The 22,459-nt window shown below is 75.9% G+C and carries 18 protein-coding genes; 8 read left to right on the top strand and 10 right to left on the bottom strand.

Annotated elements, in window-relative coordinates; translation table 11 throughout:
* Positions 1-34 precede the first annotated feature (34 nt).
* The 3 genes from ACFXMG_RS05780 to ACFXMG_RS05770 all read right to left on the bottom strand — a co-directional run bounded on the left by ACFXMG_RS05780 (position 35) and on the right by ACFXMG_RS05770 (position 6,689).
* Positions 35-3,253: a ferritin-like domain-containing protein gene (locus ACFXMG_RS05780; RefSeq protein ID WP_383823947.1), complete on the bottom strand. Its 3,219-nt coding sequence runs from the start codon at positions 3,251-3,253 to the stop codon at positions 35-37.
* Complete coding sequence (locus ACFXMG_RS05775; RefSeq protein WP_383823945.1) at positions 3,250-4,776, bottom strand: flavin monoamine oxidase family protein; 1,527 nt, start codon at positions 4,774-4,776, stop codon at positions 3,250-3,252. The genes ACFXMG_RS05780 and ACFXMG_RS05775 overlap by 4 nt, the downstream gene beginning before the upstream one ends.
* A 251-nt stretch (positions 4,777-5,027) precedes the next feature.
* Positions 5,028-6,689: an FAD-dependent monooxygenase gene (locus ACFXMG_RS05770; RefSeq protein ID WP_383823943.1), complete on the bottom strand. Its 1,662-nt coding sequence runs from the start codon at positions 6,687-6,689 to the stop codon at positions 5,028-5,030.
* Between the two features lie 434 nt (positions 6,690-7,123).
* Between ACFXMG_RS05770 and ACFXMG_RS05765 the strand changes: the two genes are divergently transcribed.
* Both ACFXMG_RS05765 and ACFXMG_RS05760 read left to right on the top strand, forming a co-directional pair.
* Entirely contained in the window at positions 7,124-7,576 is a 453-nt protein-coding gene (locus tag ACFXMG_RS05765; protein ID WP_383823941.1) for an SSI family serine proteinase inhibitor, read from the top strand.
* 238 nt (positions 7,577-7,814) lie between these two features.
* Positions 7,815-9,884: a SpoIIE family protein phosphatase gene (locus ACFXMG_RS05760; protein WP_383823939.1), complete on the top strand. Its 2,070-nt coding sequence runs from the start codon at positions 7,815-7,817 to the stop codon at positions 9,882-9,884.
* A 31-nt stretch (positions 9,885-9,915) separates the two neighbouring features.
* Here the strand turns inward: ACFXMG_RS05760 and ACFXMG_RS05755 are convergent, their stop codons facing one another.
* Together ACFXMG_RS05755 and ACFXMG_RS05750 are read right to left on the bottom strand one after the other, a co-directional pair.
* On the bottom strand, positions 9,916-10,551 hold the full coding sequence (locus ACFXMG_RS05755) for a DinB family protein (RefSeq protein WP_383823936.1): 636 nt from the start codon (positions 10,549-10,551) through the stop codon (positions 9,916-9,918).
* Positions 10,552-10,720: 169 nt separating this feature from the next.
* Positions 10,721-11,215 carry an Lrp/AsnC family transcriptional regulator gene (locus ACFXMG_RS05750; protein ID WP_383823933.1) on the bottom strand — a complete coding sequence of 165 codons (495 nt, stop codon included), beginning with the start codon at positions 11,213-11,215 and terminating at the stop codon, positions 10,721-10,723.
* Between the two features lie 361 nt (positions 11,216-11,576).
* On the opposite strand from ACFXMG_RS05750, the gene ACFXMG_RS05745 reads away from it, so the two are divergent.
* The 4 genes from ACFXMG_RS05745 (at position 11,577) to ACFXMG_RS05730 (ending at position 15,899) form a co-directional block, all read left to right on the top strand.
* Complete coding sequence (locus tag ACFXMG_RS05745) at positions 11,577-12,134, top strand: heme-binding protein (RefSeq protein WP_383823930.1); 558 nt, start codon at positions 11,577-11,579, stop codon at positions 12,132-12,134.
* A gap of 205 nt (positions 12,135-12,339) precedes the next feature.
* Positions 12,340-12,966 carry an ankyrin repeat domain-containing protein gene (locus ACFXMG_RS05740; RefSeq protein ID WP_383823927.1) on the top strand — a complete coding sequence of 209 codons (627 nt, stop codon included), beginning with the start codon at positions 12,340-12,342 and terminating at the stop codon, positions 12,964-12,966.
* A 268-nt stretch (positions 12,967-13,234) separates the two neighbouring features.
* Positions 13,235-14,737 (top strand): FUSC family protein, encoded by a 1,503-nt coding sequence (locus tag ACFXMG_RS05735; RefSeq protein WP_383823924.1) that lies wholly within the window; start codon positions 13,235-13,237, stop codon positions 14,735-14,737.
* 100 nt (positions 14,738-14,837) lie between these two features.
* A complete protein-coding gene (locus tag ACFXMG_RS05730; RefSeq protein ID WP_383823921.1) occupies positions 14,838-15,899 on the top strand; it encodes a lactonase family protein in 1,062 nt (353 codons plus the stop codon).
* Between the two features lie 87 nt (positions 15,900-15,986).
* Here the strand turns inward: ACFXMG_RS05730 and ACFXMG_RS05725 are convergent, their stop codons facing one another.
* Together ACFXMG_RS05725 and ACFXMG_RS05720 are read right to left on the bottom strand one after the other, a co-directional pair.
* Positions 15,987-16,904 carry a sirohydrochlorin chelatase gene (locus ACFXMG_RS05725; RefSeq protein WP_383823918.1) on the bottom strand — a complete coding sequence of 306 codons (918 nt, stop codon included), beginning with the start codon at positions 16,902-16,904 and terminating at the stop codon, positions 15,987-15,989.
* Positions 16,905-17,076: 172 nt separating this feature from the next.
* Positions 17,077-18,072, bottom strand: coding sequence for an N-acetylglucosamine kinase (locus ACFXMG_RS05720; RefSeq protein WP_383823915.1), 996 nt, complete (start codon positions 18,070-18,072; stop codon positions 17,077-17,079).
* 88 nt (positions 18,073-18,160) lie between these two features.
* Here ACFXMG_RS05720 and ACFXMG_RS05715 point away from each other — a divergent pair, with 88 nt between their 5' ends.
* Complete coding sequence (locus ACFXMG_RS05715) at positions 18,161-18,838, top strand: uracil-DNA glycosylase (protein WP_383823912.1); 678 nt, start codon at positions 18,161-18,163, stop codon at positions 18,836-18,838.
* A gap of 34 nt (positions 18,839-18,872) precedes the next feature.
* Here ACFXMG_RS05715 and ACFXMG_RS05710 read toward each other — a convergent pair whose 3' ends face one another.
* Together ACFXMG_RS05710 and ACFXMG_RS05705 are read right to left on the bottom strand one after the other, a co-directional pair.
* Positions 18,873-19,955, bottom strand: coding sequence for a WD40/YVTN/BNR-like repeat-containing protein (locus ACFXMG_RS05710; RefSeq protein WP_383823909.1), 1,083 nt, complete (start codon positions 19,953-19,955; stop codon positions 18,873-18,875).
* 149 nt (positions 19,956-20,104) lie between these two features.
* Complete coding sequence (locus ACFXMG_RS05705; RefSeq protein ID WP_383823906.1) at positions 20,105-21,184, bottom strand: NADH:flavin oxidoreductase/NADH oxidase; 1,080 nt, start codon at positions 21,182-21,184, stop codon at positions 20,105-20,107.
* A gap of 159 nt (positions 21,185-21,343) precedes the next feature.
* Here ACFXMG_RS05705 and ACFXMG_RS05700 point away from each other — a divergent pair, with 159 nt between their 5' ends.
* Positions 21,344-21,736, top strand: coding sequence for an ArsR/SmtB family transcription factor (locus ACFXMG_RS05700; protein ID WP_383823903.1), 393 nt, complete (start codon positions 21,344-21,346; stop codon positions 21,734-21,736).
* On the opposite strand, the gene ACFXMG_RS05695 is transcribed toward ACFXMG_RS05700, so the two are convergent.
* Positions 21,714-22,385: a DUF305 domain-containing protein gene (locus ACFXMG_RS05695; RefSeq protein WP_383823900.1), complete on the bottom strand. Its 672-nt coding sequence runs from the start codon at positions 22,383-22,385 to the stop codon at positions 21,714-21,716. The two genes, ACFXMG_RS05700 and ACFXMG_RS05695, sit on opposite strands and share 23 nt — an antisense overlap.
* Between the last annotated feature and the right edge of the window lie 74 nt (positions 22,386-22,459).

The following is a 22,459-nucleotide window of genomic DNA, read 5'->3' as shown; positions in this document are numbered from 1 at the left end:
CCCGCGCTCCGCCCTTCCCGTCACCGCCATCGGCTCAGCTCCTCCCCTCCGCCGCGAAGTACTCCGCGTACCAGGCCATCAGTTCGGGCACCTGGTCCGGGACGCCCGGGCACTCCCGGGCCATCGCCGCCAGGTGCCGGAAGCGCATCGCGAAACCGCGCCGGGCCACGTCCGGCCGGGCGATGTGCACGGGAGGCTCCTCCAGTTCGAAGGACGGGCCCGCCGTCCGCCCCCGCCATCCCGAGTCGAGCGTGACGAGGAGTTCGGCGAGCGGCCGCATCATCCCCGTCATCACGTCGATCGAGGCGTTCATCAGCCGGGACCGGCGCAGACTCGCGTCCGGGCTCTCCCCGAAGTGCTGGACCATCAGCTGGAGCATCAGGAAGTAGCTGCGGTTGAACAGCCGCAGCACCTGGAGGGCGTGCGCGTCGAGCACGGCGGCCCGCCCCGGATGGCCGGGGTCGGCCGTCGGGTTCCGCAGGGCGGGGTACGCGGGCTCCCAGGGCGCCCCCTGCCCCCCGGGCCCGTCGGCCCGTTCCGTCATGAGGAGTTCGGAGAGCCGCACGAAGGTCTCGTGGTGCGAAGGGCCGCCGTCGCCCGGCGCGTCGAGGACCCCGCCCTCGCCCTGCTCGGTGACGAAGTCGATCGCGAAGAGCGCGCTCGACAGGTCGTCCACCTCCAACTGGTAGTCCGGGTGGACGGAGTCGACGGCCGCCCCCAGGAAGAGGTGGTGCTCCCCGCCGCCCCTGCCCCGCTCCACCAGGAACAGGTCGGGCACCCGGGTCAGCCCGTCCCGGATCGCCGCGTACAGCTCGCTCGGCGACCCGAACGGCACCCCCGCGCGCGTACCCGCCCCCGGCGGGCCCGGGGGTGCCGTCCAGGTTCCCGTCGTGCCGCCCGCGAGCCGCTCGGGCCGCTCGATCGCGACGAACCGCTGGAGACTGCCCAGGTGCAGCGGCTCCAGGGCGAAGTCCAGCGGCAGCGGCAGCCGTCCCGGCGTCCCGAAGTCGATCGCCGGGACGTGGAAGGGCTCGCCCATCGCCATCAGGACGTTGTTGACGACCAGGAAGTGGATCATCTCCTCGCGGGCCACGTCGAGGAGGCTGTCCCGGATGCCCTTCGCCAGGGTCTCCCCGCCGTCCCCGCAGGCCAGCCGGAGCTGCCGGGGCGTCCACACCCCGCTGCGGACGTACGAGAACCCCGTCCCGTGCGTCGGGACCGTGTAGGCCGCGTACAGGTACTGGAGCGAGGTCGCCAGCTCCACCGTCACCGCCTGCCACAGCGCCGCGCGCAGCTGGGCCCGGGTCGTGATGCGCGGCTCCGCCGTGCGGCGCGGCGCCGGTGCCGCCGGGGCGTGCGGGAGCGCCGCCGCCGCGCCCCGGGAGCGCAGGTACGCGAGGAGGAGCCGCGCCTTGGGCAGCGTCAGGTCCCGGGTCGGCGGCATGTAGTAGGTGCGGTCCTTGTTCACCGGGTCGCACATCTGCCAGACGAGCTTCGCGTACGTCTCCACCTTGCAGCGGTCCGCCAGACTGAACACCTCGTCCCGCATGAACGGGAACAACTGCTCGTAGTACGCGAACACCTCGCGGTGCAGCAGGTCGAAGCCGACCTCGGACGGCAGGACCGCCTCCAGGTGCCAGTCGTCGGGCAGCACCCGCACGGCGGCGCTCCCCGCCCACGCCCAGAAGCCCAGCGCGTCGTCGTGGTCGTAACAGCCCGCCGCCGAGCCGGGCGCCGCCGCGTCGACCGGCGGCAGATCCCCGGGACCCGTCGCGAACAGCAGCCGCGCCGTGCCCGCCCGCGCCCCGGACACCGTGAACCAGCCGTGCCCCTCCGCGTCCGTGACCACCCGGCACGGGGCCCCGGCCGCCTCCGCCTCGGAGACCTTCCGGCCGGCCGTCCGCCCGGCCCGGAGCCGTACGATCTCGACGTCCCCGGTCCGGGCGAGCGGGCCCGACGCCGCCGGATCCAGCGGCAGGGCGCGCGGGTTGGGGTACTGGCGCACCTCCAGCGCCGCGAGCGGCCCGGGCCGGCCGCGCAGGAAGCTCCGCACCGGCACCTCGACCGCGTGCTCGTCGCCGCGCTCGGCGTCCGGATGCTCCAGGATCAGCCCCGCCTCGTCGGTGAGCACCACCGCCTCCCGCTCCCGCAGCACCACCCGGTCCGCGCCGCCCGCCCCGCCGGGGCGCACCACCACGAGCCCCTCCTCCCCGGCCCGGAGCACCGCCTCCTCCGACACCGCCGGTACGGTCGCCACCGCCCCGCCCCGGAACTCCCCGGGCAGCACGGCGACCGTCAGCCCCGACCCCGCCGTCCGCACCTCCAGCGCGGGCCCGCCGTCATCCGTCCCCACGCGCGCGTACGGCTCGTTGACGACCACCCCCTCGGGGCCGACCGCCACCGTCGACGGCCCCGGCCGCCCGTCCGGGCCGCCGCCGTCGGCCCCGTACGGGACGAGCAGCCGGCCCGCCGGATGGCTGCGCGGCTCCCCGGGGCTCCACGGGGCCACGACTCCCCGCAGCAGCCACCGCTGCGGAGCGTCCCCGTCCCCGGGCGCCCCTCCGTCCCCGGGCGGCCCGGCGGCCTCCAGGGTGAACTGGACCAGCAGCGCCCCGCCGTCCCGCTCCGCCACGGCCGCCCGCAGCGCCCGTACGGCGGGGGAGTCCACCGCCCCGGCCGGCCAGTCGAGCCCGTCGTCCGCCCCGGCCACGCACTGGTGGAGCGAGCGCGCCACCGGCCGGAAGCCCTGCCAGCGCGGCGGCATGAAACCGCTCACCCCGCCCAGGCAGACATAGCCGGCGTCGTGCGAACGGCCCTCGCGCCCGAACGCGAACCGGCCGCCCATCAGCGTCGCCGTCCACGCGGACGCCGGATCGACGTCGAAGACCCGCGCCCGGTTCACCGTCGTCCCCAGATAGGGGTTGTGATGGCCCCACAGGTCCACCGACCGGCCCACCAGCGGATCCGACGCGTCCACGCCCCCCGCCGTCCGCTCCACGCCGGTGACCCGGGCCTCCCACACCAGATGCCCGTTCCCGGAGAAGTGCCCGCCGCGCGCGCCCCGTTCCGCCAGGTGCGCGTGGTAGTCGGCCGCCGGGCCCGCCACCCCGAACGGCCCGGCGGGAGCGCCGCCGTCCGCCCCGCGCAGCGCCGTGTTCGAGGCCAGGTCCACCAGCCCGGACCGGGGCCCGGTGGGCAGCCGGGTCAGCGCCGTACCGGCGAAGTGCACCCGGGGCAGGTCGAAGACGCTCACGCCGCCTCCAGCCCGGCCGGCGCCGCCGCGCCCCGCCACCGCTCGCCCCGGCACGGCCCGTCCCGCCGCGCCTCGTCCCGCGCGATCAGCTCCACCGCCTCCAGGGCCGACTCCACCGCCCCCTCGATCCACGCCGGTTCCGTCGCGCAGTGCTCCCCGGCGAAGTACATCCGGCCCTGCGGGCGCAGCGCGCGCAGCCGCTGCTCCTCCCGGCCCGCCGGGTCCGCGCCCCAGCGGATCGTGCAGCCGCCGCGCGTCCACGGGTGGCCGCCCCAGGCCAGGCTCGCGACCCCGCGCACCATCCCGCGCCGCAGCAGCTGCGGATGCATCCGGCCCAGCTCCTCGACGACGGCCCGGTGCCGGACCGGCGCCGGCATCCCGCCGAGCACGTCGGCGTCCTCACCGATCGTGTAGCTGGCGAGCAGGGCCGCGCCCAGCGAGGGATCCCCCGCGCCCCCGGCCCGAGCCCCGGTCCCGGTCCCGCCCGCGTCTCCGGCCACGGCCACGGGCTCGTCGACTCCGGAGGTCGGGTAGTACGTCTGCCGGATCCGGCCGCCGCTGAAGGAGGCACCGCCCCGGATGCCCTCCCGCTCCCAGAACGGCTCCCGGCAGTGCACGGCGACCTTGGTGGCCGGGCAGTAGACGACCTCGCGGACGGCGGCGAGCTTGTCCTCGTCGAAGCCCGCCAGGGGCAGCTCGCGGAGCACCGAGAACGGCACCGTGCACAGCACGTAGTCGCAGCGCCGGACCCTCGCGGCCTCCCCGTCGCCGAGCCGCACGCGCACGTGGTCGGCGGCCAGCTCGAAACCGGTCGCCCGCTGCCCGAGCCAGATCGGCCCCCTTATCCGGGCGGCGAGCCGCTGCACGAGCTGGTCCATCCCGCAAGCGAGCCGCACGAGCCGGGGGCTCGTCTCGGTCAGGATGTCGTCGAGGAAGCCGTCCAGCCGGCTCCCGCAGCCGGCCCGGATCCCCGGATGGGCCGCGAACAGGCCGTGCACGTCGATCCGGTCCTTGCCGCCGCCCCGCAGATGGGGCGTCAGGTCGATCTCGTCCACCAGACCGAGCAGCCGCCCGCCGAGGTCGGCACGGAGCCCGTCCCGCAGCGCGGGCGGGGCGACCGCGTCGACGACCGCCGCGAGCCAGGCGCCGAACACCACGGTCTCCTCCCGGAACCCGGCCAGGTCCAGCGAGGCGCGCACCTCGGACACCAGGGCGCGCGGCGCGTCCTTCAGCCGTACGTACCCGCCGCCGGTCGCCAGGAAGGCGTTCTCCTCCGACAACAGCGTGCGGAAGGGCCGCACCTGGTCGGCGAGGCCGAGGTGGGCGACGTACCCCATGGTCCGGTGGTGCGCGGTGGGGATCCGCATCGCGCCCAACTCGACGAACGGGGCGCCCTCCTGCGCCCCGAAGCGGTGGGTGTGCACCCGCCCGCCGAGCCGCAGGCTCCCTTCGAGGACCTCGACGCGGAAGCCGAGCCGCTCCAGCTCGTAGGCGGCGACGAGCCCGGCCATCCCGGCCCCCACCACGGTCACCGTGCCGCCGGCGCACGGACGCCGGCGGCGGGCGGACGGCAGGGGCAGCGGCCCGGACGGAGAGAGGAACGGAGAGAGGAAGGGCGTTGGCGGGTCGGGCGGGGACTGCGGGGCAGGGGCGGCAGGGGCGGCAGGGGTGGCAGGGGTGGTGGGCATCAGGATCCGACTCCCGATCGGTTCGGCGCGCACGGTCTGGGACGAGGAGGCAGGAGCGAGGAGAGCGAAGGCGGGGCGGCGGGGCCTCAGGCCCGGCCGACGGCTCTCGCTCCGGCGGCGAGCGCCGCCAGGTACTCCCGCAGCCGGTCCACGCGACAGAGCGGGGCGACCAGCCCCACGTACCCGTCGGGCCGCACCAGCCGCAGCTCCGCCGGATCCCCGAGCCCCGCGGCCGCCTGCGCGTCCACGGGCGTCACGGACAGCAGCCGTACGGGGACGGGGAAGGCGGCGCAGGCCGCGCGCAGCGCCCCGAGGGTGACGGCGTCGGCCCGGCCCGCGTGCAGCACCAGCGTCCACGTCCGGTACGCGAGCAGCCCGTGCAGCCGCACCGCCCGCCCGGGGCCCGCCGCGCCGGGCGCGGGCTCCGCCGTCAGCACCGAGGCGTCGGGCATCCGGTCGCCCGCCCGCGCCCCCGAGCCCCGGCCGGCACCGGCCGCCTGCACGGAGAGCGGGCTGTCACGGTGGTGGCGCCGGAGATCGCTCAGCCGCAGGTCGAGGCGGCGCTGGAAGCCGGTCCTGGCCAGCGCGGCGGGCACGGTCGCGGTGAAGGCCCGGTGGCCGAGCGGCGGCAGCGGCAGCTCCATGAAGTTGAACCGCATCTCCCGGATGTACCGCAGCGCCAGGAGCCGCTGCTCCGCGTCGTACGTGTCGAGCAGTTCCTCCCCGGCCTGGCCCCGGTGCACGGCCGCGAGCTTCCACGCGAGGTTGTGGGCGCCGAGCACGCCCACGTTCATGCCGTGGCCGCCGACCGGCGCCCACGCGTGCGCCGCGTCCCCGGCGAGCAGACCGCGCCCGTCGCGCAGTCGGGCGGCGACCCGGTCGCTGAACCGGGCGCGGTTCAGCCAGCGCGACGGGGCGGGGGCGAGCCGCAGCCCGGGCATGCGGGCGGTCTCCGCGACCAGATCGCGCAGCTCGTCGAGGGTCGGGGCCGTCCCGAGCGAGGGGTCGGGGTCGTCGCGGAAGCAGAAGAAGCGGTAGCCGCCGTCGGGCAGCGGGAAGACCAGCAGCGCCCGGCGCGGGGCCAGGAAGATGTGCCCGCGCCCCGGCTCCTCGGCCAGCGGCCAGGTCGGCAGCGCGTTGCCCTGCACCACCTGGAGGCCGGTGCGGCGGCGGCCCTCGAAGGGGATCCCGAGCCGGTCCCGCACCACGCTGCGGGTGCCCTCGCAGCCGACGATCCACGGCGCCGCGCCCGACTCGACCCGCCCGTCCGCGTGCCGCAGCGTGTACTCGGCCCGGTCGTCGTGCACCTTGACGTCGGTGACCTCGGTGTTCCACTCGACGCGGGTGCCGAGCCCGGCCAGCTCCCCGGCCAGCAACCCCTCGATGACGTGCTGCTCGATGTTGAGCGGGCGGGCGAAGGCGGACCGCGCCCAGCCGGTGGTGAGCTCGCCCAGCGGCCTGCCCCGCGCGTGCACGGTCACCGCGCCGAGCTCCACCCCGTGCGCGTCCAGGACCGCGCCGACGCCCAGCGCGTCCAGCGCCTCCCGGGCCCGCGCCCACAGCACCAGCGCACGGGCCTCCCGCTTCGTCTCCGGCGCCCGGTCGACGATCCGGACCCCGAGGCCGAGCCGGCGCAGCCCGATCGCGAGCGTCAGCCCGACCGGACCCGCCCCCACCACACAGACGTCGACGTCGCCGCCCTCACCGTGACCGTGACCGCCCGTGTTCCCGCCCCTGTCCCGCTCCACGTGCCACACCCCTCCCGTTCGCGTTCCACGGACCAGGGTGCGCTCCGGAAGATCACCTTCACCAGGGCGTACGGAAGGGCGCCAGAGGCACGCGACCAGCGGCGATTACGCCCTGTGCAACCGATGGCCTGTTTGCGTGATCGAAGACGGAATCCAGCCGCCCTGCCCTTCCCGGGAACTCCCGGGAACTCCCGCGAACCCCCCGAGTTCCCCGCGAGCCAAGGCCCCGGCCGTCGCCACCCTGCCGGAATCGGCCACTCCGGAGACCGGCCGACCCGCCCGGCGCACCTCCCCCCGCGGCGACTTCACGCCGTCCGGACCCCCACCCCGGCGGCGAGTCCTCGCCACCACCCCGTCCGGGCCCCGTCCCGGCCCGGTCCCGACACCGCCGGGACGGGCGGTGACCGCCCGTGCCCGTGCATCGTTGACCCGGCATGAACACGCACACCCCCGCGGCCCTGCTGGCCGCCCTCCTGCTCGCCGCGCCCGCGGTCGGCGCGACCCCCACCCACGGCCCCGGCGCCCCCGCCCATGCCCCGGGCGACCCCGGCGGGACCACCGTCCAGCTCACCGTCACCGGCCCCGCCCCGGCCACCACCGCCCCGTCGCCCGACGACACCACCCGGCCCGCGCCCGCCCCGCGCACCGTCACCCTCCACTGCGACCCGGCCGGCGGAGACCACCCCCGCGCCGACGCCGCCTGCGCCGACCTGGACGCCTCCCAGGGGCGTGTCGAGCGCGACTCCGACACCGCGTGCATCCTCCTCTACGACCCCGTCGAGGTCCGCGCCGAAGGCGTTTGGCGGGGCAGGACGGTCTCGTTCACCCGCCAGTACGGCAACACCTGCGAACTCAACGCCCGCACCGGCGCCGTCTTCGCCTTCTGACCCACCGCCCGACGTCCTGCCCGACCGCCTGCCCGACCCCCTGCTCAAGGACGGCGACCAGCGGTGCGCAGCCGAACGGATGCGCCGCGCAAGCCCCCCGACGGCACCTCGGCTAGGGTGATTCGATAGGGATTGCCCCCCGGGGCCAGGTCGATGCGTAGGTCGATGCGTGGACGCTCATCAGTCGTCACCGAGCAGGGTTCCGCAGCCGCCGCGAGCGGCCGTCGGGGACGCGGGCGTGCTCCGGGAACTGCTGCCGATCGCCCTGTGGCGCGAGGACGCCGAGGGCCGCATCGTCGAGTGGTCGCTCGCCGCCCAGGACCTCCTCGGGCACCGCCCGGAGCACGTCCTCGGCCTCCCCGCCTCCCCGCTGCTCGTGCCCGACGCCAACCGGGAGCTCGCCGACCGGCTCACCCGCCGCGTCCAGGCCGGCGAGACCATGGTCGGCACCCTCCCGGTCCGCCACCGCGACGGGCACATGGTCCCCATGGAGATGTGGATCGTGCCCGCCGCCGACCCCACGGGCCGGCCCGGCGCGATGCTCATCGCCGTGGAGACCTCCGAGGTCCTGCGGATGCGGGAGAACCTCGCCGCCATGGAGAGCCTCTTCACCCAGTCGCCCATAGGGCTCGCCCTGCTCGGCCCGGACCTGCGGTTCCTGCGGGTCAACGACGCCCTGGCCCGGATGAACGGCGTGGCCGCCGCCGAACACGTCGGCCGCCGCCTCACCGAGGTCGTGCCCGGCGTCAACGCCGTCTCCCTGGAGTCCCTGATGCGGCAGGTCCTCGACTCCCGTACGCCCGTCATCGACGCCCGCCGGGTCGGCCGCACCCCCGCCGACCCCGGCCGCGACCACATCTGGTCCTGCTCCTACGCCCCCCTCATCGACCGCGGCACGCGCGCGGGCCCCGAGGCACCCGGCCGCGCCGCCCCCCACGGCCCCGCCTCCGACCCAGCCCCCGGCCGGTCCGGCGCCCCCCTCGGCCTCATCGCCTCCCTCGTCGACATCACCGAGAGCCAGGAGGCCCACATCGAGGTCGAGCGGGCCCGGCACCGCTTCGCCCTGCTCGCCGAGGCGGGCGCGCGCATCGGCACCACCCTCGACCTGCGGCAGACCGCCGAGGAGGTCGTCCGTTTCCTCGTGCCGCAGCTCTGCGACTCCGCCGATGTGCAGATGCTCGAAGCCGTCCTCGAACCCGACGACCCCGCCGCCTCCTCCCGAGGCGTGCTGCGCCGCATCGCCGCCGTCTTCCCCCAGCCGCTGCCGGCGAGCCCGCTCCTCGAAGCGGGCCAGACCTTCCAACTGCCCGTCGACTCCGCGTACGAGCGGCTCGTCCTCGACGGCCGGCCCACCTTCCTCACCGACGCCGACATCCCGGTCCTCTTCCCGGGCAAGGCCGCCGAGTCGCTCCGCGACTATCTGTCGACCCGGTTCGGCTCCGCCCGTACCGTGCCGCTCGTCGCCCGCGGCCAGGTGCTCGGCGCCGTCACCGTCACCCGTCTGAAGTCCCGCGAACCCTTCGACGACCAGGACGCGGTGCTCATCGACGAGGTCGTCGCCCGGGCCGCGCTGAACATCGACAACGCCCGCCTCTACACCACCCAGCGCGCCGCCGCCCTCGCCCTCCAGCGCAGCCTCACCAACAGCGCCCTGCCCGCCGTCACCGGCCTCGACCTCACCGGCCGCTACCTCCCGGCGAGCGCGCACGACGTCGGCGGCGACTGGTTCGACGTGATCGAGCTGCCCGACGGCCGCACCGGGCTCGTCATCGGCGACGTGATGGGGCACGGCATCCACGCCGCCGCCGTCATGGGCCAGCTCCGCACCGCCGTGCGGACCCTGGCCCGCCACGACATCCCGCCCACCGAGATGCTGCGCTCCCTGGACGCCGTCGTCGCCGACCTCGGCGAGGACACCATGGCGACCTGCCTGTACGCCGTGCACTCCCCGGCCACCGGCACCTGGACGATCGCCCGCGCCGGCCACCTCCCGCCCGCCGTGGTCACGCCCGAGGGCGAGGTCTCCTTCCTCCAGGGACCGCCGGGCACCCCGCTCGGCACCGGCGCGCACGACTTCGGCACCGAGGAACTCCCGCTGCCGCCCGGCGGACTGCTCGTGCTCTACACGGACGGGCTGATCGAGGCCCGGGACCGCGACCTCGACGAGGGCATGCGCCAGCTCGGCCTCGCCCTCGGCCGGGCCGACGGCACGCTGGACGAGGTGTGCGACGGCGTCCTCGCCCGGCTCCTCGTGGACCCGGCCCAGGACGACGTGGCCCTCGTCCTGGCCCGTACGAAGGCCGGCTGAACCGGCCGACCCGGCCGACCCGGCCGACCGGTCACACGGCCGCCGCGCCGCCGCTCCGGAGCCGGTACAGGTCGCGGAGGAGGGCGATCTCGGCGCCGTGGTGCAGGAGTTCCTGGTTGACCCACCAGACGATCTCCAGGAACGGCTCCTCCGCGTCGCTGCCGTGCGGGTAGGTGCAGTGCCCGACCGTGTCCAGGTCCTTGTCGTCGGCGGAGAGCAGCGCCGCACGCCACGCCTCCGCGGCCGTGTCGAAGCCGGCGATCGCCGAGGACGCGTCGCCGGCCGCGCGGTGGTCGTCGCGGGTCAGCGAACGGGTGCCGTTCGTGTGGTCGGCGCGGAGCGCGAGCTGCTCGCTCAGGTGGTCGAGCCGCCAGGCGAGCGTGGTGAACGGCGGCGGCACGGGATGCGGATACGGGGTGCTCTCCCGGCCCCACTCACCGGCGCCGCTCAGCAGCGCGCCGCCCGGCCCGGTCCAGCCGTCCCGCCGCCGCACCGACCAGCAGCAGGGCCCCGGCTCCCACAGGTACTCGGCGTCGGTCATCGCCTCCACCGGCACGTCCGTGCCGCTGCCGCTGTCCACCACGGGACCGGCCAGACGGCCCGTCAGCCGCTCCCGGGCGAAGTCGAACTGGGCGAGCAGGGGGACGAGTCGGTCGGGTATCGCCATGGGACGGCTCCGGTGCGCGGGGAGACAGGACGCCCGTACCCTGACACGCCACCCCCGGCCCCCGCACCCGGATAACGGCCGGGCCCGCCACGCCCCGAAGAGCAGCCGACACACCCGCCTGCCCGGCCAGTCAGCCTGCCCAGCCACCAGCCTGACCACCCGGCCCGCCCTACCGCCCCCCGCCGCGCCGCTCCCCGCCGCCCCGCCCCATCGACTCCACCAGCGGCAGCATGCGGTGGGGGACCCGCTCGCGCAGCGCGATCTCCGTGCGGGTGCGGACCACGCCTGGCAGTTGGATGAGCCGCTGGATGACGTCCTCCAGGTGGCCCGCGTCCCGGGCCACTACGCGCGTGAGCAGGTCGCCGCCCCCGGTGATGGAGAACGCCTCGACGATCTCCGGTACGGAGGCCAGCGCGTCGCCGACCTCGTCGAGATGGCCCTGCGTGACCTCCACGTGCACGAAGGCCAGGACCGGGTGCCCGAGCGCGGCGGGGGAGAGGACCGGGCCGGTGGCCGTGATCACCCCGTCCCGTTCGAGCCGGTCGATGCGCGCCTGCACGGTGCCCCGGGCGACGCCGAGGATGCGCGCGTACTCCCGCACACTGGTGCGCGGCTGCTCGATCAGGAGCCGCAGGATGCGCGTGTCGAGTTCGTCCACCGCCATGACGTGCCGGCCTCCCCGTGCCCGCCGGGACGGGGCCGCCCGGCGTGATGGTCCGTCCGGCAGGGCGATCCGCCGGAATGGTCCCGACTGTACCCAGCGGGGCGGCGGCGGTTCGGGAGGGGCTCGTACGGCACCCACCACGCGCGCGTACAGCCTCCCGGGCCGCGGCGGGGTCCTCCGATCGGCTGACCCCCCGGTCCGCCGGGCGGGGCCGCGCGACCATCCGCCGGGCCGACCGTACGGGCCCCGTACCGCGCCCAGGATGGAGTGCAGAGCGGGACGGCGAGACGGCCTCCCGGTCGTGCGGGCTGGTCTCCACCGGCCCGATCCCGCCCCGTAGCAGTCCGAGGAGTGACCGACCATGAAGCAGATCTCGAAGCGTGCCCGTGTCCTGACCGGTGGTGCGGCCCTGGTCGCCCTGGGCGCCGGCGCCTTCGGCACGGTCTCCGCGAACGCCGCCGCCCCGGCCGCCGCTCCCGCCGCCGTCGTCAAGGCCGACGCCAAGAAGAAGAACACCACCACCAGCACCCACCTGACGATCGACGCCGCCACCAAGGCCGCGCAGGCCGTCCTCGACGCCGCCGAGAAGGAGAACCAGCGCGTCTCCGTGGCCGTCGTCGACCGCAACGGCAACACCATCGTCACCCTGCGCGGCGACGGCGCGGGCCCGCAGTCCTACGAGTCGGCCGTGAAGAAGGCGTACACCGCCGTCTCCTGGAACGCCCCGACCACCGAGCTGGTCAAGCGCCTGGAGCAGGCCCCCAACCTCAAGGACATCCCCGGCACCCTCTTCCTCGGCGGCGGCGCCCCCGTCACCGCGAAGAACGCCCCGATCGCCGGCATCGGCGTCGCCGGCGCCCCCTCGGGCGACCTCGACCAGAAGTTCGCCCAGGCCGGCGTCGACGCCCTCGCGAAGTAACACCGCGGGGCTCCCCGAGTCCCCGACGGCGTCCGGACACGCCCGCCCGGACGCCGTCGGTCCCGTGGGGAACCACCTCCGACCACCACCCCTCTCTTCCTTCGCCACCCCTCTCTCCTTTCACCACCCCTCTCTCCCTTCACCACACCTCATCTCCCTTCACCACCCCTCCTCTCCGTTCGCCGCCGATCCCGAGGAGACCGCCGTGACCACCGCACCCCACCACCGGCTCCTCGCCGCCGCCCGCCGGGGCGACGCCGACGGCGTCCGCGCCGCCCTCGCCGAGGGCGCCGGGACCGAGGCGCGTGACGGGGAACTGCGCTCCCCGCTGCTGCTCGCCGTGATCGGCGACCACGTCGAGACCGCCCGCGCGCTCGTCGCCGCCGGCGCCGACGTCAACGCCCGGGACGCCCGGCACGACAGCCCCTGGCTGGCCACCGGCGCCACCGGCAGCGTGGCGATGCTGCGGGTGCTGCTCACGGCCGACCCCGCCCCCGACTTCCGGCTGACCAACCGTTTCGGCGGCACCAGCCTCATCCCCGCCGCCGAGCGCGGCCACGTGCCGTACGTCCGGGCCGTCCTGCGCGACACCCCGATCGACGTCGACCACGTCAACGACCTCGGCTGGACCGCACTCCTGGAGGCCGTCATCCTCGGCGACGGCGGCCCGGCCCACCAGAAGGTCGTCGCGCTGCTGCTCGCCGCCGGGGCCGACCCCGCGCTGGGCGACTCGTACGGCACCACCGCCCTGGAGCACGCCGAGCGGCGCGGCCACACCGCGCTCGCCGCCCTGCTGCGCCGCGCGCCCGCCGCTCCGGCCACCCTCGCCTGAGCTGGTCCGTCGGCCCACAGCTGGGTCAGCGTGACGCGCGAGGACCGGGCCAATGGCACAGTCTTCCGAGGCTGATTTGAGCCAAGCGCCCGGTCGGTGTTTCTCTTGTGTCCATCACACAGTTTCGGCGCCGCAGCGCCGGGACGGCGACGAGGCCGCCCCGGACGTCGGCGCCTTCGTCGTGTCCGTGCGCGCCCCACCACCCCGGGGGCAGGGCGCACGGCGGGCGAGCGGCAAGACGAGGGGGCGGCCGACCGCCGTGAAGAGGATGTTCGTGGCTCCTGATCCGGGGCTCCTCCGGCTCAGGACCGGATTGCGCGCCGTACTCGGCATCGCGCTCGCGGTGACCGTGGCGGAGCTGGCCGGTTTCTCGCTGACCGCGTCGATCACCGGGGGACTGGCGGCGCTGCTCGCCCTGTTCACCGTCACCGACGCCACCGTCCGCGGCCAGGCCGTCACCACCCTGCTGCTGCCGCTCGCCGGCTTCCCGGTCCTCGCGCTGGCCACCCTGCTGCACGACCACACCCTGCTGCGGGACGCGGCCTTCCTGCTGGTCGTCCTCGCCGGTGTCTACGCCCGGCGCTGGGGTCCGCGCGGCCACGCGCTCGGCATTTTCGCCTTCATGAACTTCTTCAGCACGCAGTTCCTGCACGCCGTGCCCGCCCAGCTCCCCGAGCTGTACGCGGCCGTGGGCATCGCCCTCGCGGCGGCCGGGGCCGTGCGCTTCGCGCTCTGGCCGATCGAGCGGCGCACCCCGCCGCCCGCCGTGCCCGCCCCGCTCCCCGGCACCGGCCTCGCCCGGATCACCACCCGGCAGGCCGTCCAGGCCACGGCCGCCTGCGCGGTGGCCCTCGGCATCGGCCAGGTGCTCTCCGAGGACCGCTGGTACTGGGCCGTCGGCACCACCTGGTGGATCTTCGTGAACACCGTCTCCCGGGGCGAGACCCTGGTCCGCGGCTTCCGCCGCTTCCTCGGCACCCTCCTCGGCATCGCCGTCGGCATGGTCGTCGCCATCCCCCTGCACGGCGCGCCGCTGCCCACCGCGCTCCTGGTGGCCGTCTGCGTCTTCGGGATCTTCTACACCGCGCCGCTCTCCTACAGCTGGATGATGCTCGCGGTCACCGTCATGGCCGGACTCCTCTACGGGCTCCTCGGCGTCCTCGACCCGGCGCTCCTCGTGCTCCGCCTGGAGGAGACCGTCGTCGGCGCGGTCTGCGCCGCCCTCGCGGTCCTGCTGATCCTCCCGGTGACCACCCACGCCATCAACGACGCCTGGATCCAGCGCGCCCTGCGCGCGGTCCACGCGGCGACCGCCGCCTCCGAGCGGCGGCTGTCCGGCGACGAGGAGGCCGACCCGAGCCCGCACGTCGCCGAGCTCGACCTGCTGCTCGGCCGGGTGCGGCTCTCCCTCGCCCCGCTCGTCCACCCGCTCAGCCCCTTCCGGGAGCGCAAGGGCCGCGCCCGCCAGGTCCTCGGCCTGCTCGACGAGTGCGCCGCCGAGGTGCGCGGGCTCGCGGCCGTCGCCGCGGACCCGGACGCCAGCCACGACGCCCGGCTCGCCGCCGCCTGCTGGCGGGTCGAGACGGCCGTCGAAGGACTCACCTCGCCCCGTACGCCGTCCCCCGCCCCCGCCCGGCAGGCCGCCGACCCCGAGACCGTGCCGCACCCGGCCCCCGCCGCCCTCGGCCACGTCAGCGGCCTGGAGCGGCTGCTCGCCGCCCTCGACGAGCCGCTCCGCACCCCGCCCGGCTCCCTCCTGGTCCGCTCCTGACACGGCCCGCGACCGGCTGATCGAACTTGGTCTAGACCGCCTGCTAACGTCGCCCGCAGACGGCCGGTCGCAGCGACCGGCCCAGCGGCAGGGAGGCGCCGTGGGCGGGACCGACGAGACACGTGGGCAGGGAGCGGGGCGGGTGCGGGCCTATCTCGGCTCCTTCACCTCGGCCGGCGGCCGCGGCGTGCTCGCCGCCGACGTAGACCCGGGCACCGGGGCGCTCACCGTCACCGGCTCCACCGACGCCGTCGCCGACCCCTCCTACCTCGCCCTCGCCGGCGGCGTCCTCTACGCCGTCTCCGAGACCGAGCCGGGCGCCGTCGCCGCCCTGGCCACCGCCGGGCCCGCGCCGCGCCCGCTCGGCGCCCCCGTGCCCGTCGACGGCTCGGGCCCCACCCACCTCGCCGTCGCCGCCGGGCACCTCCTCACCGCCAACTACACCTCCGGCAGCGTCAGCGTCCTGCCGCTGGCCGAGGACGGCACCCCCGGCCCCGCCACCGCTGTCCTCCACCACGAGGGCAGCGGCCCGGTGGCCGACCGGCAGGCCGGACCCCACGCCCACCAGGTGCTTCCCGACCCGAGCGGGCGCTGGGTGGTCAGCGTGGACCTCGGCACCGACTCGGTGCGCGTCTGCGCCCTCGACCCCGCCACCGGCGCCCTCCGCCTCCACGGCGAGACGACCCTGCGGCCCGGCTACGGCCCCCGCCACCTCGCCTTCCACCCGGCCGGCGGCCACCTGTACCTCGTCGGCGAGCTGGAGCCCGCCGTCACCGTCTGCCGCTGGGACGCCGAGCGGGGCGAGCTGACGCCGCTGGCGGAGATCCCGCTCGTCGACACGGACGGCGCGGGACCCGCGTACCCCTCCGCCGTCGTCGTGGCGCCGGACGGGCGGTTCCTGTGGGTCGCCGTGCGCGGCACCGACACCCTGGCCGTCCTCGTCCTCTCCCCGGCGGGCGACGAGGCGATCCGCTCCACCACCGTCTCCTGCGGCGGCTCCTGGCCCCGCGACCTGGCCCTCGACCCGTCCGGGCGGCGGCTGTACGCGGCAAACGAGCGGTCCGGCGACGTCACCTGGTTCGACGTCGACCCGGAGACCGGCACACCGGCCCGCGCCGGCTCCGTCGAGGCCCCCGCGGTCACCTGCGTCGTCTTCGGCTGACACTGCCCCTGGGAAGCCCCCGGAGATACGGAAGGGCCCGCACCGGTCGGTTCCGGTACGGGCCCTTTCCGCGCGGGTCCGGGGCGGTCAGAGCGCCGGGGCCGCGCCGTGCTGCGGGAGGCCGAGCACGGCCGCGTACTGCGAGAGGACGAGCTTGCCGATGGCCGGGTAGGCGCCCAGGGCCTCGGCGGCGGGGCAGCCCGCCTCCTTCGACGCCTCGTCGAGCAGGCCCTCGGCCAGCTCCGGGCCGATCAGGTACGGGGCGAGCGCCAGCTGCACCGCGCCCGCGTCGCGCAGCTGCTCGGCCACGGAGGCGATCGAGCCCTCCTGGTCGAGCGCGGCGGCCATCACCGGCACGGCGAGCCGGGCGGCGAGCAGCATGCCCGTGATGCCGGCGGCCTGCACGGCCTCCTCGCCGCCGACCGTGGCCAGGACGATGCCGTCCGCGGCGGTGGCGACGGTGAAGAGCCGGGCGCGGTCGGCGCGGGCGAGACCGGCCTCCGACAGGCGCACGTGCAGCGCCTCGGCGAGCAGCGGGTGCGGGCCGAGCACGTCGGTCAGCTCGGCGGTGTTCCCGCTGTCCATGATCGCCTGGCGGATCTGGCGCATCACGGCGCTGTCCGGGCCCGCGAGCAGCGGGACGACGATCGCGGCCGGGCCCTGCGGGGCCTCGACCTCGCGGCCGGCCGCCACGGCGATCCGGTACCGCTCCTCGCGCAGCTCCGCCGCGGCGGTCAGCACGCCGGCGAGCGTCGGGTACTCCCCGCCGTCGCCGTCCACGAATCCGATCGCGGCCTCCAGGCCGGGCAGCTCGGACCGGGCGATGCTCACCAGCTCGTCGGCCAGCGCGCGTATGGCGGCCGAGGGCGTGCCGGGGACGGCGAGCACCAGGGCGGGAGCGCCCTCGGGCGCCGCCGCCGGGTCGGGGCGACGGTGCCGCCCGGACGGGCGGGGGCGCGGCATTCGTACAGGCAGGCCGTTGGCGGGCCCAGTGGGGGAGCTCATGGCGCCGCATGCTACTGGCTTTGCGGACGGGAGCGTTCGGTGAGGTACGACCACGCGCCTTCTGCCCCTGTATGTCCGTCCCGGGGCGGGCCGGATCGTGGACCGGACGGTCGTTCGGTGCCGCCGCACGCCCTGGACCAGCGGCGATGCCGTCCGGGCCGGGCCGCAGGGGTCAGAGGATCCGCAGCAGCGCGGGGTCCTCGGGGAGCCCCTGGGCACCCGTGGCGAGCGCGGTGGCGAGCCCCACCGCCCCGTCGAGAGGATCCCCCGCAGGAGCGACGGCCCGGACCCCGGGAAGCCGTTCCGCGAGTGCCTCCCGGAGGGGTACGAGGAGCGGGTCGCCGATCCGGAAGAGGCCGCCGGTCAGCGCGAGCACGGCCTCCGGGTCCGGCGGGCAGGCCGCCCGGGCGGCGTCGGCGATGTGCTCCGCGGCCCGCTCCAGGATCCCGGCCGCGACCGGGTCGTCCGCCGCGCAGGCCGCGACCTCCGGGGCGAAGGCGGCCAGGACGGCCGGCCGGTCGGTGCGCGGGTAGAGCGCGGCGGGCAGCCCGGAGGCGGGGCCGTGCAGCTTCTCCGCGCGGGCCAGCAGCGCCGGCGAACCGCCGCGCCGTCCGTCGTACGCCCGCATCGCCGCCTCCAGGCCGGCCCGGCCGATCCAGGCGCCGCTGCCGCAGTCGCCCAGGAGGTGGCCCCAGCCGTCGGCCCGGCGCCAGCCGGTCAGGTCGGTGCCGAGGGCGATCAGGCCGGTGCCGCCCGCGACGACCGCGCCTGGCCGCGCGCCGAGCGCCCCGGCGTAGGCGGTGACGGCGTCGGCGGCGAGCACCGTCCCGCGCACCCCCCACGCCTCGGCGAACGCGCCCGGGAGGACGGCCCGCAGCTCCTCGCCGAGCGTGGCCATCCCGGCGGCGCCCACGGCGGCGGCGAGCACCGGACGCCCGTCGCCCGCTCGGGCCCGCAGCGCGGCGACGGCCGGGAGTGCCGACTCCAGGAAGTGGGCGGCGGAGATCCCGCCGGGTCCGGTGCGGACGGGGCCGGGCGCGGCCGCCCGGTCGAGCACCGTCCCGTCGGCGGCGCGGGCGAGGGCGACGCGCAGGCCGGAGCCGCCCGAGTCGATCCCGACGACCACCGCGTCCGCCGCTCCGCCGGTGCGTCCGCTCTCGGAGTCCACGCTGCAACCGTCCTCACCGGGTGGGGGTCTGGGGGCCGCAGTCTAGGGCCGGGGGCATTGTCGGTGTAGGCCGCTAGAGTGACGGACTGTGACTGCGAGACCGTTGAACGAACTGGTGGAGCCCGGTTGGGCCAAGGCCCTGGAGCCCGTCGAGGGCCGGGTGGCCGAGATGGGCGACTTCCTGCGCGGGGAGATCTCCGCGGGCCGGACCTATCTGCCGTCGGGGCCGAACGTACTGCGCGCCTTCCAGCAGCCGTTCGACGACGTGCGGGTCCTGATCGTCGGTCAGGACCCCTACCCCACGCCGGGGATGGCGATCGGCCTGAGCTTCGCGGTGGCCCCCGAGGTGCGGCAGCTGCCGGCGAGTCTCCTGAACATCTTCTGGGAGATGCACACCGACCTGGGCCACCCCCGCCCGTCCAACGGGGACCTCACCCCGTGGACCCGGCAGGGCGTCCTGCTGCTGAACAGGACGCTGACCACCTCCCCGCGCAACGCGGGCGCCCACCGGAACAAGGGCTGGGAGGAGGTCACCGAGCAGGCCATCCGGGCCCTCGCCGCCCGTGGCAAGCCGCTGGTGTCCATCCTCTGGGGCCGTGACGCGCGCAACGCCCGCCCGCTGCTGGGCAGTCTGCCCGCCGTCGAGTCGGCGCACCCGTCCCCCCGCTCCGCCGACCGGGGCTTCTTCGGCTCCCGTCCCTTCAGCCGGGCCAACGAGATGCTGGTCGCCCAGGGCGCCGAGCCGGTGGACTGGCTCCTGCCCTGAGCGCGGCCCCGACGGGTCCCGGGCGGCGGGGAGTTCAGACCACGGCCGCCCGGACGCACAGGACGTCCGGCAGATGGGACGCGAGCAGCCGCCAGCTGTCGCCGTCGTCGTCGGACGCGTACACCTCCCCGTTGCGGTTGCCGAAGTAGACGCCCGCCGGGTCGGCGTCGTCGGTGCACAGGGCGTCCCGCAGGACCGTGCCGTAGTGGTCGCCCTCGGGGAGTCCCTTCTGGAGGGGTTCCCAGGTGGTGCCGGCGTCCGTGGTGCGGTAGACGCGGCAGCGGTGGTCTGCCGGGACCCGGTCGGAGTCGGCGGTGATGGGGAAGACGTAGGCGGTGCCGGGGCGGTGCGGGTGCGCGGCGACGGCGAAGCCGAAGTCGGAGGGGAGCGGCCCGCCGATGTCCGTCCAGCTCTCGCCGGCGTCGTCGCTGCGGTAGACGCCCCAGTGGTTCTGGAGGTACAGCCGGTCCAGGTCGCCCGCGTCCTGCGCGATCTTGTGGACGCACTGGCCGAACTCCGGGTTCGGGTCGGGCAGGAAGACGGCGGAGACGCCGTCGTTGGAGGGCTTCCAGGTGGCGCCGCCGTCCCGGCTGCGGAAGACGCCGGCGGTGGAGACGGCCACGGTGACGGCGTCGGGGTCGCGCCGGTCGGTGACGACGGTGTGCACGGCCTCGCCCCCGCCGCCCGGCTCCCACTGGGAGCGGGTCGGGTGCTCCCACAGCGGCCGGACCAGGGCGAAGGACTCGCCGCCGTCGTCGGAGCGGAAGAGCGCGGCCGGTTCGGTGCCCGCGTAGACGACGCCGGGGGAGTGGCCGGGGGCCGGGTGGAGCTGCCAGACGCGCTCCAGGGAGGCGCCGGTGTCCTGGGGGAACTTGACGGCGGGCGCGGGCGGTTCGTTCCAGGTGCGGCCCAGGTCGTCGGAGTGGAAGACGGACGGGCCCCAGTGAGAACTGTCGCCGCCGACCAGCAGGCGGGGGGTGCCGGGCCGGGTGTCGATGGCCACCGAGTAGACGGCCTGGGCGGCGAAGTGGGGATCGTCGAACTCCCAGCGCCCGTCGTGCCTGCGGCCGATGAAGAGTCCCTTGCGGGTGCCTACGGTGAGAAGTACGTCGGGCATGGGGGCCCACCTCCAGGACGCCGTTGTCGCGGATACCGGCCAGTCTGCACCCGCCCACTGACAACGGCGCCCGAAGACACCCCGCGACCCTCCGGTCACGGGGTGTCTTCGGGTCCTCCCCAGGCGACGGCCCAGGTCGCCCCGCCGGGTCAGATCGCCCAGGCGTACTGCGGCGGCGCGGGGGTGGTGGCGCCGAGTTCGCGGGCGGCGCGGCGGGCCCAGGAGGCGTCGCGGAGCAGCTCGCGGCCGAGGAGGACCGCGTCGGCCTCGCCGTTGGCGAGGATCTTCTCGGCCTGCGCGGGCTCGGTGATGAGGCCGACGGCGGCGACCGGCAGCCCGGTCTCGGCCTTGACCCGGGCGGCGAAGGGCACCTGGTAGCCGGGGCCGACGGGGATCCGGGCGGGTCCGCCGTTGCCGCCGCTGGAGACGTCGAGCAGGTCGACGCCGTGCTCGCGCAGCAGCGCGGCGAAGCGGACGGTCTCGTCCGGGGTCCAGCCCGCCTCCTCCAGCCAGTCGGTGGCGGAGATCCGGAAGAAGACCGGCAGCTCCTCGGGCCAGACGGCACGGACCGCGTCCACGACCTCCAGGGCGAGCCGGGTGCGGTTCTCGAAGGAGCCGCCGTAGGCGTCGGTCCGGTGGTTGCTGTGCGGGGAGAGGAACTCGCCGATGAGGTAGCCGTGGGCGCCGTGCACCTCGACGACCTCGAAGCCGGCGTCCAGGGCGCGGCGGGCGGCGGCCGCGAACTGGTCCACGACCTCCCGGATGCCGTCCTCGGTCAGCTCGGTCGGCACCGGGTGGCGCTCGTCGAAGGGGGCCGGGCTCGGCGCGACGGGCTGCCACGCCTCCGCCTCCGGGGCGGGTCCGCGGCCGAGCCAGGGGCGCTGGGTGGCCGCCTTGCGCCCGGCGTGCCCGAGCTGGATGCCGGGGACGGTGCCGTGGGCCTTGAGGAAGGCGGAGATCCGGCGCAGGGCCTCGGTCTGGGTGTCGTTCCACAGGCCCAGGTCGGCGGGGCTGATCCGGCCCTCGGGCGACACGGCGGTGGCCTCGACCAGGATCAGGCCGGCGCCGCCCGTGGCGCGGGCCGCGTAGTGGGCGAAGTGCCAGTCGGTGGCGACGCCGGCGTTCGGCCCGAACACCTCCGCGGAGTACTGGCACATCGGGGCCATCCAGACGCGGTTCGGGACGGTCAGCGAGCGGAGGGTGTAGGGCTCGAAGAGGGCGGCGCTCATCGCGGACTCCGTTTCGGAACGGCCGGGTGCCGGACGGGTGGGGCCCGGCGGGATGCTCGTACGATACCCATCGTAGTACGGCGCCTGTCAAACTACGAGGATCCTCGTACAATGGAATCCGTCCCGGACCGACCCTCGGGAGAAAGTGGAGCCGCCGCCATGACGACCCCCGCCAGTCACCGCCTCCTGGAGCACCCCGCGCGCGAGGAGATCCGCCTGGAGTCCGTGCTGCACGCGCTGTCGGACCCCGTACGGCTCCGGATCGTGCGCGAACTGGCCGCGGCGGAGACCGAGTTGAGCTGCTCCTACTTCGTGCTCCCGGTCACCAAGTCGACCACCACCCACCACTTCCGGGTGCTCCGCGAGGCCGGCGTCATCCGGCAGGACTACCGCGGCACCGCCAAGCTCAACGGACTGCGCGGGGCCGACCTCGACGCCCTCTTCCCGGGCCTCCTCGACACCGTCCTGGCGGCCGCCGAGGCGGAAACCGCCCGCCAGGACGCGGCGGGCGGACCGGGGGCCGACCCGCTCACATCGACCGCATCCGGTTGATCTCGGCCGTCTGCTGCGCGATCACGTCGTTCGCCATCTCCTCCACCTGCACGTTGTTCCCCTGACCGAGCACCTCGGCCGCCATCGTCACGGCGCCCTCGTGGTGCGTCACCATCAGCGTCAGGAACAGCTCGTCGAAGGCCGCGCCCTTCGCCCCGCGCAGCTCCGCCAGCTGCGCCCCGGTCGCCATGCCCGGCATCGCGTGGTGGTCGTGCGCGCCCTGCTCCCGGGGCCCGCCGTTGTTCTCCAGCCACCCCTCCATGGCGCCGATCTCCGGCTGCTGCGCCGCCGCGATCCGCTCGGCCACCTTCCTGACCTGGGCCGAGCCCGCGCGCGTGGGGGCCAGCGCGGTCATCGTCAGGGCCTGGCGGTGGTGCACGACCATCATCTGCACGTACCGGAAGTCCGCGCCGTTCGGCCGCTCGTCGGGGAGCAGGCTCGCCGCCTCCTCCGGCGACACCCGCCGGGCCGGTTCGCCGGGCCTGCCCGGCACCACCACCTCGCCCGAGCCCGCCGAACCCGATCCGGAACTCGACGTCGTGGGCTTCGGCGCCGCGGCGCCGGACCCCGACTCGCAGGCGCCCAGGGCGAGTACGGCCAGAGTGGAGAGGGTCGCGGCGACGACGGCGCGCCGAGAGCGAATCAGCAACGGTACCTCCAGGGGGATTTGCGGGTACAGGGGGCGTTCCTAGCACTTCTTGCGGGGGAGTTGCCCAGGTTCCT

The organism is Streptomyces sp. NPDC059201, assembly GCF_042754585.1.
GTDB lineage: Bacteria > Actinomycetota > Actinomycetes > Streptomycetales > Streptomycetaceae > Streptomyces.
Note: the sequence above shows the minus strand (reverse complement) of the source record. Positions and strands in the feature narration are given on the sequence as shown.